The organism is Chryseobacterium sp. Y16C, assembly GCF_022488405.1.
Taxonomy (GTDB): domain Bacteria; phylum Bacteroidota; class Bacteroidia; order Flavobacteriales; family Weeksellaceae; genus Chryseobacterium; species Chryseobacterium geocarposphaerae.
Window position 1 is genome coordinate 125,845 of record NZ_CP092711.1, and the last position, 16,559, is coordinate 142,403.

Sequence of the window (16,559 nt, forward strand, 5' to 3'; positions counted from 1 at the left end):
TTTTCATCTTCAACTATTTTTATTCATGAACTGATTTGGGAGGAAAAAACTACTTAATTTTTCAAAACAAACAAATATTGTTATTGTATCCGAAATTTAAACCTTACCAAGTATGGAAAAAAAATACTGTTCATTCGGACGAATTCTACTTCTGTTATATTAACAGACAATGGATAATACTTATTTCACAATCCTTATATAAAAATATTAAATCATAACATATTAATAAAATACTCTCACCAAAAATTGTAGGTGTAAAACATCTTTATTAATATTGTGTTCATATGTCCACAAAAAAAGCTTTTAGAACGTTTGGTTTCCCCAAGGTTGGTACCGTTTTATTTTTGTTGCTGATGATTTTGCATGGTTGCAAGGATGCTTCAACAAAATCGGATAAAATAAATATAGGCTTCTCACAAGGTTTGGGAAATCATCCCTGGAGACAGGCCATGAATCATTCTATGGAGATTCAGGCGTCTTTGCATTCTGAGGTGCAGCTAAGCATTAGTAAAGCAGAAGGGTCGGTTCAGAAGCAAATCAAGGATATTCAGAAGATGATAGATAATGAAGCGGATATCATCATTATTTCACCTATTGATCCCAATTCGCTGGTTCCTGTGGTGGAAAAAGCCTTTGCAAAAAAAATTCCCGTGATTTTGGTGGATAGAAAAATCAATTCTGATAAATATGCCACTTATATCGGTGCTGATAACATGGAGATTGGCAAAGAAGCGGCGCAATACATTATTTCGGATTCTAAAAATTTAACAAAAGTCATTGAAATAAAAGGCGATGATAATTCTTCGCCCACTACGGAAAGAAGTTTGGGGTTTCAGCAAACTATTAAAAATAATTTCAATACAGAACTGATAAAAACCTTCAAAGGTCTTCCGGCTGAAGCATTCAGAAAAACTCTGGATTCATTGGGAAATCAGGCTCTTTATGTTTTTGCTTTCAATGACCAACTCGCAACGCAAGCATGGCAAATAGCGAGAAACGCAGGTGTGGAAAATCAAATCAAATTTATCGGTGTGGATGGTCTGAACACCAAAGACGGTGGAATTCAGATGGTTCTGGATGGTAAATTGAATGCCACTTTGCTTTATCCTACCGGCGGAACGGAAGCCATTGAAACTGCTATTAAAATCTACAATGGGCAAATTCCACCGAAACGAATCAAACTCAGTACAACCATTATCGACAGGCTGAATGCTGAAATTATGCGCAACCAGTTCGATAAAATCATCGAACAGCAGGGCGTGATTGAAAATCAGGTGAATGCCGTGAAAAAGCAGACCGAACTCTATTCTTCCCAAAGAGAATTGTTCCGATGGTCAGTTGTCCTTCTAATTCTGATGTTTTGCCTGATTGCCTATGCTATTTACCTAATTTATACCATTAAAATTAAAAATATACAGCTTACCCTCACCAACGAACGTGTGACGATTCAAAGGAATCAGATTGAAACCATTGCCAATGAACTCAAGGAAAGTAATGAAGCAAGAGTAAACTTTTTCACGGGTTTGTCCCACGAATTCAAAACACCGATAACCCTCATTTTAAGTTCTTTGGAATCATTGAAAGATACTTTTAAAAGTAAGGGTACAAATCCGTCTTATGAGCTGGAACTGATTAATAAAAATTCAAACCGTTTGCTTAGGTTGGTGGATAATCTTTTGGATTTCAGGAAAATAGAAAATAAAACCTTTAATTTAAGGGTTTCCAAAACCAATATTTACGACTTTACTTACGGGATTTTCAGGGATTTTGAAAACGAGGCCAAAAAAAGGAATATTAAGTTTGAAATTCATTCTACAAACAAAAATCTGGAACTGTATATTGACAGAAACCTGATGGATAAAGTATATTTTAACCTTTTGTCAAACGCATTTAAATTCACGCCGGACAATGGAAAAATTGAAATTACAATTCAGGAAAAAGGAAATCAGGCGGTTATCAGCTTCAAAGATAACGGTATAGGAATCCCGGAAAAAGAGATCAGCAACGTTTTCGAACCCTATTTTAAAGGTTCCAACAACCGCAAAAACAGTTCAGGAATCGGGCTTCATCTCAGCCGTCAGTTTGTGGAGCTTCATCTCGGGAAAATTGAGGTGAGTTCTTTTCAGGGAACGGAATTTATCATCAGCCTTTACAAAGGAAACAAGCATTTCAATGAAGATCAGATGATAAAAGAACCGAGTGTTATGGATGCGGAAACGCTGGCAAAAGATGGTGTTTTCGGCGTGGTGGAAGAAGGAAGTTTTATACAGAATCAGGAAAATCCGGGTGATCGGTATTCTTTGCTTTTGGTGGAGGATAATTCGGATTTGTCGTTTTTCCTCAGCAATAAGCTTCAGACGGAATTTGATGTGATGGTTTCCGATGGTACGGATGCGATTGATAAAGCGCTAAGCGAGATTCCCGACATTATTGTCTGCGATGTGAATCTTCCTGGAAAAAACGGCTTTGAAATCTGCGAAATCCTGAAAAACGACCTCAGAACATCTCATATTCCGGTCATTCTTCTCACAGCTTTGGACAATAAGGAATCTTATCTTCAGGGACTGAAATCCGGGGTTGATCTTTATCTTACGAAGCCATTCAGCTATCCGATTCTGACACAGTCGCTGCGTTCATTGCTTTACAACCGCGAAAAACTCCGTTATTATTACACCAACAACATTGGCAGAATCGTGGACAGCAAATCCTTCGGAAGTATGGAGCAGACGTTCGTGAACAAATTGAATCAGATCATTAAAACCAATATCGACAATCCAGATTTTTCAGTGGAAAATCTTGCAGATTTACTGAATATTTCAAGAATTCAGCTTTACAGAAAAATAAAGGCAATGTTTGACGTGAATGTAAGTGACTACATCAACAATATCCGTCTGGAACAGGCAAAATCGATGCTGCAAAATCCCGGACTGACGATTTCCGAAATTGCTTATAAAACCGGCTTCTCTTCTCCGAATTATTTCTCCACAGTATTCAAAAATAAGTTTGGGGTTTCTCCGAATGTTTTTAGGAAGAGCGTTGGTGAGGAGTAATTTATCCTTGTATATCTTTCTTTTCTTTCCCGAATATAGTAGAAATATCCTTGCGAACGAGATATCGTTGTCAGCACTGATAAGACGTCATTCTTCGGGTGAACAATGATGCATTGCTTGCTCGAAGTATTCATCTTATAAAAACTAAAGCCATAGTTTCCCAAAACCCGACCTCAAATTTCGGTCAATCTTCCCACACTAACATTCGTTCATCCTTCTAAAAATCCTTATAATCTACGTAACATTTTTATAGAATGGTGTTACATTTTTGAAACATTATTATCATATTTTGAAATCGTATCAATTTTAGAATTTTGATTTTCAGTTAATTAAAATCAGTTAACAAATAATTAACCTTGACGAAATATTTTGTTACATAATTAGACCTTCGCATTCCTCTCCCGGAATATATTAGCCACGAACAAAGTAATATTTTTCAAAAGGTGAAATCGCTATGGTTTGTAAACGCAACCATCAATAAGAATAAGTGATTCCATTTGATCAATAAAAAATAATAAATATTTATATATGAATAAAATTTTGATGTGGTCTGTCACTGCGGCTTTGGCAGGATTTCTTTTCGGGTTTGATGTTGTGGTGATTTCCGGAGCCGATAAAAAACTACAGGCGCTTTGGCAGAGTTCAGACGCATTCCACGGTGCGGTAGTAATGGGAATGGCATTGTGGGGAACCGTTATCGGAGCAATCTTTGGCGGAATCCCGACCAACAAATTCGGGCGGAAAAAAACACTTTTGGCAATCGGTATCTTATACGCACTTTCAGCAATCGGAACGGCGCTTTCCAATGATCCTTATATCTTCGCATTTTTCAGATTTATGGGAGGTTTGGGTGTTGGTGCATCTACCATTGCAGCACCGGCTTATATTTCCGAAATCGCCCCTGCAAAAGATCGCGGAAGATTGGTTTCCCTGTATCAGTTCAATATTGTTTTGGGAATTTTGGTTGCTTTTTTATCCAATTATCTACTCAGCGGAATCGGAGATAACGACTGGAGATGGATGCTTGGTGTTCAGGCAATTCCAGCAATTATCTACACCTTATGTGTACTTATAATTCCGGAAAGCCCAAGATGGCTCGTTTCCAAAGGCAAAATAAACGAAGCCAAAAATGTAGTTAAAATCGTAAACCCGGATCAGGATTCTGACCTACTCATTTCTCAGATGGAAGACGATCATGCCGAAGCACCAAAGGAAAATATCTTTATGAAAAAATATCGTTTTCCGCTGATGCTCGCTTTCCTTGTCGCATTTTTCAACCAGATGTCGGGCATCAATGCATTCTTATATTATGCACCGAGAATTTTTGGTGAGGCTGGATTGGGCGAGAAAACAGCACTTCTCAGCAGCATTGGGATTGGGATTGTCAATATGGTTTTTACGTTGGTTGGTGTTAATCTCATCGACAAAGTCGGCAGAAGAACTCTTATGTATATTGGTTCTATCGGCTATATCATTTCGTTAGGATTGGTTTCTATGGCGTTTTATTTTCATTGGTCGGGTTTGGCGATTCCTGTGTTTTTATTCCTGTTTATCGCTTCTCACGCCATCGGACAGGGAACGGTGATCTGGGTTTTTATTTCCGAGATTTTTCCGAACCATCTCCGCGCATCAGGACAGGCATTCGGAAGCTCTACGCATTGGGTTTTGGCAGCGATCATTCCGTCCCTTATCCCGACATTATTTTCTACGATTGGCGCCGGAACGGTATTTCTGGTATTTACGATCGCAATGGTATTCCAGCTGTTATTTGTGATTTTTATGATGCCGGAAACCAAAGGAGTATCACTGGAAAAATTAAGCAAAACACTTACAAAAGAATAAAATATTCAAAAATCTTCGAGAAAAATAATTCAATGAAAAAAATAATATCAAGTTTAATTGTCGTTTCTGTCTTTTTTTCGAATCTCAATGCTCAGTCGGATTCGAAGAAGGAAGAGCAGCTTTACCGTCCCAATTTTCATTTCAGCCCCAAAGAAGGTTGGATGAACGACCCGAACGGACTCTATTACAAAGAGGGTGTTTATCACCTGTTCTTCCAGCATTATCCCGATGGAAACAAATGGGGGCCGATGCATTGGGGACATGCCACAAGCAAAGACCTCGTCAAGTGGGAAGAGCAGCCGATTGCTCTTTATCCGGATGATTTGGGATACATTTTCTCAGGAAGTGCGGTGGTCGATAAAAATAATACTTCAGGTTTCGGGGATTCCAAAAATAATCCTGTCGTTGCAGTGTATACTTATCACAACCCCAACCGTGAAAAAGACGGTAAGATAGATGTGGAATCTCAGGGAATCGCTTACTCTTTGGATAATAGTAAAACTTGGACAAAATATAGTGCAAATCCTATTCTTAAAAACCCGGGAATCCGTGATTTTCGTGACCCAAAGGTGTTTTGGGACAGCAAAAGACAGCAATGGATTATGGTTTTGGCGGCTCAGGACAGAACGCACTTTTACGCCTCAAAAAACCTGAAAGAATGGACGTTCCAATCCGAGTTCGGGAAAGATCTAGGCGGTCACGGCGGCGTTTGGGAATGCCCTGATCTATTTCCGTTGAAAGTCGAAGGTACCAATGAAGAAAAATGGGTTCTGATCGTCAATATCAATCCAGGCGGACCGAATGATGGTTCTGCAGGACAATATTTTGTCGGTGATTTTGACGGGAAAACTTTTAAGATTGATGAACATTTCATGAAACAGCTTCAGAAAGAAAAAGCAGCCTGGCTGGATTGGGGAAAAGACAATTATGCCAGCGTTTCATTTGATAATGTTCCGCAGGGAAAACGGGTGATTATCGGCTGGATGAGCAACTGGGAATATGCACAGGAAGTTCCTACGGAAGCGTGGAGAAGCAGTACGACAATGGCTAGGGAAGTTTCACTCAAGAAAACAAAGGACGGCTATCTACTTAAAAATATTCCGGTTGCCGGACTAAAAAATTATCAAAGAAAATCTATCCGGAAAAAAATCGACCTTAAGGCTGAAAATAAATTAGTAAGTCCTTCAGAAATTGACCTGACTAAAGCCGTTCTCGATTTAAATTTAAAGAAGATGACTGCCGGAACTTATAGCTTTTCTCTGAAAAATTCTTTGGGAGAAGAAGTCGTTTTTGGAATTGATAATAAAACAAAAGAATTGTTTGTAGATCGTTCCAAATCAGGGAAAACAGGTTTTGGAAACCATTACGCCACGCCGGTTACCAAAGCGCCTTTGAATCAGATGTATCCTGAAGCAAAAATGAAACTGGTCATCGACAAGACCTCCATTGAAATCTTCTTCAACGATGGCGAAAAAGTAATGACCGAAATCTTCTTCCCGAACGAACATTTCTCCGAACTGACTATCTCAACAGACACGAAAGGAAGCTCATTAAATATCAATGCACATCAGCTTGATATTAAATAAGAGATAGTAGTATAAAATTCCGTAGACAATTAATTAAAATTAAAACTATATGATATGAAGAAATATAAAATTGCAGTCGCCTTTTGCCTTCTTCCGTTTTCCTATCTTTTTGCGCAGGAAATTGTGAAAGGAAAGGTGCTGTCTCCCAATCAGAAACCGCTCAGTGGTGTAACCGTGACTGTTTCCGAAACGGGTGCTACTACCACAACTGATAGCAGCGGGACATTTCAGATCAATGATTTGAAGAAAGGAAACACGCTGGTTTTTACTTATCCCGATTATACTACGAAAGAAGTGGTGGTGGATGAGAAAACGGTTCTCAACATCATTCTGGCAGCCGATAAGGTGAAAAACATCGACGAAGTCGTGGTGACCGGATATACCAAGCAAAAAAAAGCCGACATCACCGGAGCAGTTTCCATTGTTGATATGAAAGATCTTAACAAACAGGCGGAACCGAATCCCATAAAATCACTACAGGGAAGAGTAGCTGGGGTGAATATCTCCGCCGATGGTTCGCCTTCTGGAGGAAGTACCAAAGTCCTGATTCGTGGTGTCGGGACACTGAACAATACCGACCCGCTTTATGTAATAGACGGTGTACCAACAAAAGCAGGAATGCACGAGCTGAATCCGGGCGACATTGAAACAATGCAGGTACTGAAAGACGCTTCTTCCGCAAGTATTTATGGTTCCAGAGCAGCAAACGGTGTGATCATCATTACCACCAAAAAAGGGAAAAAAGGCAAGATGAGAATCGACCTGAATTATTATACTGCTTTTTCCCAATACGCGAAAAAAACGCCTGTTCTCAACGCAAAACAATTCGGACAGGTGCTTTGGCAAGCTAATATCAATGACGGTCTGAATCCGAACAATAATAACCTGAGCTACAGCTTCGACTGGGGTGTTCAGAACGGCGTTCCGACCTTGTACAACAGCTACGTTCCGGAATATCTGGATGCGGCAAAAACCATCAAATCTGCCAATACCAATTGGTATGATGAGGTTTCCCAGACCGGTGTTGCCAATTCTTTGGATGTGGCGGCTTCAAGCGCTTCAGACAAAGGTTCTTATTATTTCTCGATGGGGTATTATGACAATGACGGTATCGTAAAGCTGACCAATTTCAAAAGATTATCTGCCCGTGTGAATACTTCCTATAATTTTTTCGATGGTAAATTAAAAATCGGGGAAAATTTTACGTACAATAAAACCAACGAATTGATAGACCCTGGCGTTCTGGATCCGGCTTTAAGAGCGTTGCCGATAATTCCTGTCCATACTGTGGACGGAATCGGTTGGGGTGGTCCGGTTGGCGGGATGAATGACCGTCAGAATCCCGTCCGTCTTTTGGAATACAACAAAGACAACGGCTACCGTTACCAGCGTTTTTTCGGAAACGTCTATGCCGAATTACAGCCTGTGAAAAATTTGACATTGAAATCAAGTTTTGGTGTAGATTTTTCGAATTACTATAAAAGAATGTTGCAAAGAAGCTATGTTTCCGGCTATCTTCAAAACAAAACAAATGCTGTAAATATTGACCAGTCCGATACAGAAAAATGGACGTGGACCAATACAGCTCAATACACAGCCAAAGCAGGAAATCACCATTTTGATTTACTGGGCGGAATGGAAATGTATAAGGATACCTATAACAATACGTGGCTCAGAAAAGAAGGGTTTTTGATTGAAACTCCCGATTATATGTATCCTGATGCCGGGACGGGAGATGCATTCAATGGTGGAAGCTCTACCTATTACAGTTTGTTGTCGTACTTCGGGAAGTTTTCCTACGATTATGACAACCGTTATCTTTTTTCTGCAACAGTGCGTTATGATGGCTCGTCAAGATTTGGGAAAAACAACCGTTTTGGAACATTCCCGGCATTTTCGGCTGGATGGAGAATCAACAAAGAAGATTTTGCGGAGAAATGGATTCCGTTTTTCTCAGATTTAAGGCTGAGAGCAGGTTGGGGACAGACCGGAAACCAGGAGATCAGCAACTCGGCTGTTTACTCGCTTTACATTGCTAACTATGCAGGGGGAAATCCCACTTGGGCAACGTCTTATGGAACGGCTTATGATATTTCGGGAGTGGGAAGCGGTCTATTGCCTTCGGGGTTCATCGCAACCCAAACCAAAAATGACGATTTAAAATGGGAAACTACCACGCAGACCAATCTCGGTCTGGATTTCGGATTTTTTAATCAGAAACTGACGGGAAGCGTGGATATTTATAAAAAAGCAACCAAAGATATTCTCGTTTTACCTCCTTATCTGGGCGTGATTGGCGAAGGTGGAAACCGCTGGATCAACGGCGCTTCGATGGAAAATAAAGGGATTGAAATCGCTTTGGGTTATCAGGACAAAACTTCTGGCGGATTTGGCTATGAGATTTCAGGAAATTTCTCGATGAACCGGAACAAAATCACGGAATTACCACAATCCGTTATCAACAATTATGGTGGAAACGGAACCACGGATAATATTCTCGGAAGACCGATCAATTCAATGTATGGATATGTTGCCGACGGACTTTTCAGAACGCAGGCTGAAGTAGATAATTCCGCTACTCAACCGGGCAAAGGATTGGGAAGGATTCGTTATGCCGATTTAAATAATGATGGAATTATCGACGACAAAGACAGAACATGGATCGGAAATCCGAATCCGGGATTTATGTATGGCGTTAATCTTAATTTCTCCTACAAAAATTTCGATTTGTCTACCTTTTGGCAAGGCATCGGCGATATGGATGTCATTAATTCTAAAAAATACCAAACCGATTTCTGGAGTGTGGATGATGTAGGTTCCAACAAAGGAACGAGATTGCTCAATGCATGGTCACCACAGAATCCGAATTCTGATATTCCGGCACTCACAACGGTGGACAGCAACGCAGAATCCAGATTTTCATCTTATTATGTAGAGAACGGAAGCTATCTGAAATTAAGGGTTTTACAGCTAGGCTACAGTCTTCCGAAAAATGTGTTGGAGCAATACAAGCTTACCAATTTCAGGATTTACATCAGCTCACAGAATCTTCTGACCATCAAATCCAAAAGCTTCACGGGTATTGATCCGGAAACACCGGCTTTCGGTTATCCGCTTCCGCTGACGTTCAATTTTGGAGTTAATTTATCACTATAATATTTGAATAAATTCTCGCAGATTATCCAGATGAAACTGATTAAAAAAATCTGCTCGATTTGCGAAATCAGCGAGAGACAAAAAAATCAAGAATAATATTAAAACAATGAAAAAATATATACTATTAACAGCTGCCTGTGCATTTCTGTTGGGAACAACTTCCTGCAACGATTTTTTGGACAATGAGCCAAGAGGCGTGCTTTCCGAGGCCGATGTTGTAACGCCTGAAAATGTGGATGGTTTTGTGATAGCAGCTTATGCAGCACTTGGAAACGACCATTACGACACACCTTTCAGCCTTTGGCCATACGGAAATGTGCGTTCGGACGATGCTTACAAAGGCGGAAGCGGAACTAATGATATTCAGGCATTCCATTTTTTTGAAATTTCCAACAATATCCGTTCGGATTTTGGTGAATTGGACCGTCTCTGGTATCTGCATTATGTGGGAATCGGAAGATGCAACAAAGCAATTGCAGCGCTTAACCAGCTTTCTGAAGCGCAATACCCAAACAAGAAAAAACGTATTGCCGAGATGAAATTCGTGAGAGGACATTTTTATTTTATGTTGAAAATCCTTTTCAAATATGTGCCTTACGTAGATGAAAATACACCGATTGATGATTACCCGAAAATCTCCAACCGTGCGAAAACCGACCAGCAACTGTGGGACGCCATCGCTTCCAATTTTGAAGATGCTGCTGCCAATTTGCCGTCAACGCAATCCGAAGTCGGAAGGCCAAAGAAAAGTGCGGCTTATGCATATTTGGCAAAAGTGAGATTGTATCAGGCTTATGAGCAGGACGACAATTATACGGTGACTCAGATTAATCCGGCAACGCTTCAGAAATCCATTGACGCAGCTAATCAGGTGATCGGAAATTATACTCTGGAATCAGATTTCGGGTACAATTTTCTTCCGGGAACGCACGAGAATGGTCCGGAATCGGTTTTCTCAATTCAATATTCCGACAATGACGGAACGCTTTTCGGAAGACTGAATTACGGGGATGTGCTTTCTCTGCCGCAAGGTTTGGGATGCTGCGATTTCCACAAACCAAGTCAGAATCTGGTGAACGCTTTCAAGACAACGCCACAAGGTTTGCCAATGTTTGATACGTATAATGATACGGATTTGAATTACAATCAGCTCAATAATTACAAAGTAGATCCAAGACTTTACCACACGGTTGCTTTGCCGGGATTGCCTTGGAAATACGAGGAAAACAAAATCTATCAGGAAAGCTGGAACAGGAGCCCGGGAACGTATGGTTATTATGCTTCGTTAAAGGAAAATGTACCCGTAGGATGTGGTTGTACGGTGAATGTAGACCCGTTTTATGCCAATTCTAAAAACAGGATCATTATCCGTTATTCCGATGTATTGTTGATGAAGGCAGAAGCTTTAATAGAGCTTGGACAGATCAACGAGGCGTTGCCTTTAATTAATCAGGTGAGACAACGTGCGGCGAACAGTACCGTTTTGACCGGAAGTTATACTTCAAACAACCTTATCAGCAAATATGAACCGGGTGTGAACTGTACTTGGAATCAGGATTTTGCAAGAAAAGCCTTGAGATGGGAGCGCAGAATGGAATTTGCAATGGAAGGCAGCCGTTTCTTCGACCTTGTGAGATGGGGAACCGCAGCAGGTACGATGAATACCTATTATTCCGGAGAAAAAACGAAAAGATCTTACTACTCTCAGGCAGGATTTGACCACGGAATTGAAGAATATTGTCCGATTCCATTGGCTCAGATCAATTTCAGCCAGGGATTGTACAAGCAAAATAACGGTTATTAAAACTAAAGATTTATGAAAACAATATTTAATAAATTTCAGATATTCATTTTATTGCTGGTTTCCGCAATATTGGTATGGTCCTGCGACAACAATATGGAAGACGGACTGGTAACGGATGTTTCGGTGAATGTGTCTTCCTTTAAAGTAAACGGCGTTTCTGGAGACATTGACAATAAAAATGATAAAATCATGGTAACGCTGCCTTACGGAACGAGCGTGAAAGCTTTATCGCCAATAATAGAAATTCCGCAAGGTGCAGTGATTTCCCCGGCTTCGGGAACTGTAATTGATTTTTCGCAGCCTGTCAAATTCAGAGTGAAGAATGGTAATATTTATAAAGATTATCAGGTGACGGTTCAGGCTCAGGTTCCGATTATCAGTTTTAAAATTAACGGATTATCGGCAACTATCAACCATTCCAGCAAAACGATTTCACTCACAATGCCGGAAGGAACGAATCTTACTGCCTTGCCGCCTGTAATAGAAATGGCAAGCGGTGTGAGCATCAATCCTGCATCTGGAACTACGATTAATTTCAGCAGCCCTGTACAGTTTACCGTTTCCAATGCAAATCTGACTGAAATCTACACGGCAAAAGTAACCACTCCGATTTCTGGTCCAACAGTGGCATTCCTCGGAACGGCAGCAACCAGAACAGGTCTTACCAATCCTGATGAAATTGCAGCTTCCGACTGGCTTTTCGGAAAATTTTCCGGAGCAGTTTATGTTTCAATGGCAGATGTGGTGAGTGGTGCAGCTAACCTTACGGGCATCAATGTGATTTGGTGGCATTTTGACTCGGCTACCGCTTTGCCGGGTGATGCGCTAAATGCAAACGTCACCTCTAAAATCAAAACCTATCTGAATGCGGGCGGAAATATTCTTTTAACGGGATTTGCTGCTCAATATGTGGATGCTTTGGGAATTGTGCCTTCCGGAAAAGGTCCGAATAATGTTTTCGGGGATTTCTTACCGAATGGGTTTGTAGATGCGAACAACGATTGGGGAATTTCCTTCAAAGGTAACGAAGCGCACCCCGTTTTTGATGGACTCCTGACCTACGAATCCGGGAAAGCCAATTTCCTTCAGAAAGGAACATTCAGACTGAATCATACTGCGTGGTGGTTCTTGCCGGATTGGGGCGGCTATGTTAACGGAGCCGGATGGAGAACGCAGACAGGAGGAAATAATCTTGCCAGTGAAGCCTGGGATAACACACTGGACGGACGTGTTGCCGTGGCAGAATTTCCGGGAGGAACTGCCAATAAAAAGTGTATCACTATCTCAATGGGTGCTTATGACTGGTACAACGAAACCTCGAACGGAACACCAAGCCAGCCGAACGGATTTTTGGATAACGTCAAAAAAATTACGGAGAACAGCCTTAATTATCTTGTAACGCATTAATATCAGAATCAATGACAATCAGAAAAATATATTTAGCCGCTGTGATGGCTTTGGCAACTTATTCCTGCCAGAATCATGATTCGGTGGCCGATGTGAATCCGGATGATATTTTCAGACAGACGAATATCTTTCCGCAACCGCCTAATCAATGGATGGGAAACACTAATCCTTATTACACAGCAGGTTATGTTGGTGATGTAATGCCGTATTACGAAAACGGAAAATTTCATCTTTTCTTCCTGCACGATGCTAAAACTAAACCTGCAGGCGAAGGATTTCACGATATTCACAGCTTTGAGACGACCGATTTCAAGGATTTTACTTATCAAGGGAGACAAATTCCTTACGGAACAGCTTCTGAACCGGATTTTGGTGTGGGAACAGGAAGTCTGGTGAAAGTCGGGAATACGTATTATTACTATTATACGGGGCATAATGAGATTGCTTCGTTTTTAGCGGGAAATCCGAGGGAAAGTGTGCTTTTGGCAACAAGTACTGATATGAAAAACTGGACGAAAGTGAAAAATTTTAAGATCACTGCTCCGGCTGGCTATTATGATTATGAATTCCGAGACCCGCACGTTTTCTTCAATACTGAAGATGGAAAATACTGGATGCTGGTTTCTGCACAGACTTCGGCTAAAAAAGCAGTTGTTCTTAAATTTACCACAACCAATCCTGCCAGCGGAAACTGGACGGTGGAAAATCCGATTTACACGACAACTTCTTCAGAAAATTACATTATGCTGGAATGTCCGGACCTTTTCAAAATGGGCAATTACTGGTATCTTGTTTTCTCCGAAAACTGGAGTAACAATACCGGAACACATTACAGAATTGGAACTTCACCAAACGGACCGTGGACTACACCTGTAAATGACCGGTTGGATGGCTCTTATCTCTACGCTGCAAAGACCGTTTCGGACAATACCAACCGTTATTTGGTGGGCTGGACAGCAAGAAAAGTTCCTGAAAGCAACACAGGTGGAAAAGACTGGGCGGGAAATCTCGTAGCACATCAATTAGTTCAGAATCCGGATGGAACGTTGGCGGTGAAACCTGTTTCTACCTTGCAATCTGTATTTGGACAAAATGCTCCGCTTTCCGTAGATAAGATTACAGGTAATGCTTCTCAGAACGGGAATAGCTTTAACCTTTCTGCGAATTCCCAGGTAATGTTCGGGAAACTTCAGAAGGCCAATCAGATCAGCTTTACATTGAATATTTCTGCTAACGGGAAATCAGGATTGATTCTGGCGCAGGACAATGACGGAAAGAATGGTTTTAAAATTTCGTTCGAACCTTCTTCCAACAGAATGGCGAGTTATGTAATGAACGGCGGAAGTGAGGATTTTGCCAATGCTTATCCTTTGTCCGGAATCTCGGGAACCAACTATAATGTAACGGTTTTCATCAGCAATGATGTTTGTGTGGTTTATGTGAATGATAAGTTGGCGTTCAGCAATCGTGTATATGATGTTGTTAACAAAAAATGGAGTATTTTTGGTACTGCAGACAGTTCATTCAGTAATATTAATGTCAAAAATCCTTAATTAATGTTCCTTAATAAAAAAATAAATGCAGTCAGTTTCGGAGAGGTGCTCTTCGATGTGTTTGGAGAAGAAAAGAAAATTGGCGGTGCTCCGCTCAATCTGGCACTGAGAACGGCGTCTTTCGGATTTCCGGTGGCGATGATAAGTGCTGTTGGAAATGATGAGGATGGAAAAATAATTTGTGACTACGTCCGGGAAAATCAGCTTGATACCAGAGGAATTATTACGACACAAGATTATGATACGGGCATTGTCCAGGTAACATTGAACGAGCGTGGTTCTGCAACTTATGAAATCAAATTTCCGTCTGCCTGGGATTTTATTGAAATTAATAATGATACTTTGAATATCGTTAAAAATGCCGATGTCTTTTTTTACGGAAGCCTTGTCTGCAGGAATGATGCTTCAAGAAACACGCTTTTCAGGCTACTGGATTCCAACCCTGGAATGTTCAAGGTTTTTGATGTTAATCTGAGAAAACCTTTCTACCACATTGGGCTTCTGGAAGAATTGATGAATAAAGCCGATTTCATTAAATTTAATGATGAAGAAATCCTGGAAATTGCTGCTGAGTTAGGTTTTAAATCGGATGATCTGGAAGAAAACATCCGTTTCATTTCAGAAAAGACAAATACAGGTTCTGTCTGTGTTACTTTGGGAAAACACGGCTCAATATTACTCTGGAACAACAAGTTTTACAGTCACGGTGGCTATCCTGTGAAAGTGGCCGATACGGTTGGAGCAGGGGATTCGTTTCTGGCGAGTTTGATTGCCCGATTGTTATCAGATAAAAATCCTGAAACGGCACTGGATTTTGCGAGTGCGGTTGGTGCTTTGGTGGCGAGTTATTCGGGAGCCAATCCGAAACTTCGGAATGAAGAGATTGAAGAGTTTATAAAGGAAAGGGTTTGAGAGAACTCTTAAGCATTCAAAATGACAATAAAAATGACACCAACTAAAGACAGTTGGTGTTATTTGCGAATTCGGCAGAATCCCTTATCATTTTTATTTATCTGGAATAAATGACGTAACCTTTATAGACGGTGGGTGAATGTCATCAATTATTAACATCGATATTTTTGCAACTTAAGAACTAAATGAAGTACTCGTAATTGGTACAAATACTTTTAGTGAAATGCCCTCATATTTTATACAACTAATCTATAAACGGATATGACGATATATCATTAAGGAGTTATCAATATTGTAAACAAAAGAAGATAGGCGGAAACTTCTGAGTTCCTTAATATGAAGATATACATACCGGTTTTATTAATCGACAGATAAAATATCGTTATACCAGAATTCTGTTACAAAATACTGCGATACAGTTACATCAAGAATTTTTCAGATTCCCACTTTTGTTATTCAATTTTAACAAAGAAAAAATGAAAAAAGTATTGATTACAGGAGCCAATAAAGGGATTGGTTTTGAAATGGCAAAACAGCTTGCCAAAAAAGGATATTATATTTTTATCGGCAGCCGATATCTGCAAAACGGTTTAGATGCAGTAAAGAAACTGAAAGAACAAGGTTTGAAAAATATTAAAGCCATACAACTGGATGTCACTGATCAGGAGTCTGTGAATGCGGCACGTATTGAAATCGGTCGTTCAACAGATTATTTGGATATTTTAATAAATAACGCAGGGATAAACGGGATAGAATTTAATGGTAATACGCCTGTCATGCACTCTGCGATCAGGACAGGTGTAGATAAATTTAAAGAAGTCTATGAAGTAAATGTCTTTGGAGTTATCAGGACTACTCAGACGTTTTTTGACTTATTGGAGCGTTCCACAGAACCCCGTATTACAAATGTAAGTTCAAGCCAGGGTTCACTGACGTTGCACAGTGATCCATCTTATAAATATTACAATGCAAAAGGAGCGGTGTATCAGTCCTCAAAATCAGCGTTGAACATGTATACCATTGCTTTGGCATATGAGCTGCGTGATACAAACTTTAAAGTAAATGCCGTCAGTCCACCATCTACTGCTACCGATTTTAATCACCATTTGGGTACAAGCACTGTAGAAGTGGGCGCAGAGCATATTCTCCGTTATACCCTTATAGACAATGATGGACCTACGGGCAAATTCTTCTGTGTAGACAACAATCTTGAAACAGGTGAAATTCCTTGGTAACAAACAAAGAGAAT

At 40.4% G+C, this 16,559-nt stretch carries 9 protein-coding genes; all 9 read left to right on the plus strand.

Annotated features, from left to right (window positions below; all coding sequences use genetic code 11):
• Positions 1 to 284: 284 nt before the first annotated feature.
• Complete coding sequence (locus MKS83_RS00555; RefSeq protein WP_240581500.1) at positions 285 to 3,050, plus strand: substrate-binding domain-containing protein; 2,766 nt, start codon at positions 285 to 287, stop codon at positions 3,048 to 3,050.
• 528 nt (positions 3,051 to 3,578) lie between these two features.
• Complete coding sequence (locus MKS83_RS00560; RefSeq protein ID WP_240581501.1) at positions 3,579 to 4,892, plus strand: sugar porter family MFS transporter; 1,314 nt, start codon at positions 3,579 to 3,581, stop codon at positions 4,890 to 4,892.
• Between the two features lie 32 nt (positions 4,893 to 4,924).
• On the plus strand, positions 4,925 to 6,478 hold the full coding sequence (locus MKS83_RS00565) for a glycoside hydrolase family 32 protein (RefSeq protein WP_240581502.1): 1,554 nt from the start codon (positions 4,925 to 4,927) through the stop codon (positions 6,476 to 6,478).
• A 54-nt stretch (positions 6,479 to 6,532) separates the two neighbouring features.
• Positions 6,533 to 9,634, plus strand: a complete 3,102-nt coding sequence (locus MKS83_RS00570; RefSeq protein ID WP_240581503.1) for a SusC/RagA family TonB-linked outer membrane protein — start codon at positions 6,533 to 6,535, stop codon at positions 9,632 to 9,634.
• 106 nt (positions 9,635 to 9,740) lie between these two features.
• Positions 9,741 to 11,438 (plus strand): RagB/SusD family nutrient uptake outer membrane protein, encoded by a 1,698-nt coding sequence (locus tag MKS83_RS00575; protein ID WP_240581504.1) that lies wholly within the window; start codon positions 9,741 to 9,743, stop codon positions 11,436 to 11,438.
• A 12-nt stretch (positions 11,439 to 11,450) separates the two neighbouring features.
• Positions 11,451 to 12,845, plus strand: coding sequence for a DUF4960 domain-containing protein (locus MKS83_RS00580; RefSeq protein ID WP_240581505.1), 1,395 nt, complete (start codon positions 11,451 to 11,453; stop codon positions 12,843 to 12,845).
• An 11-nt stretch (positions 12,846 to 12,856) separates the two neighbouring features.
• The gene (locus MKS83_RS00585; protein ID WP_240581506.1) at positions 12,857 to 14,398 is read left to right on the plus strand and encodes a glycoside hydrolase family 32 protein; all 1,542 of its coding nucleotides are present in this window, start codon (positions 12,857 to 12,859) and stop codon (positions 14,396 to 14,398) included.
• 3 nt (positions 14,399 to 14,401) lie between these two features.
• Positions 14,402 to 15,310, plus strand: coding sequence for a carbohydrate kinase family protein (locus tag MKS83_RS00590; RefSeq protein ID WP_240581507.1), 909 nt, complete (start codon positions 14,402 to 14,404; stop codon positions 15,308 to 15,310).
• A gap of 476 nt (positions 15,311 to 15,786) precedes the next feature.
• Positions 15,787 to 16,545, plus strand: a complete 759-nt coding sequence (locus MKS83_RS00595) for an SDR family NAD(P)-dependent oxidoreductase (protein WP_240581508.1) — start codon at positions 15,787 to 15,789, stop codon at positions 16,543 to 16,545.
• Positions 16,546 to 16,559 lie beyond the last annotated feature (14 nt).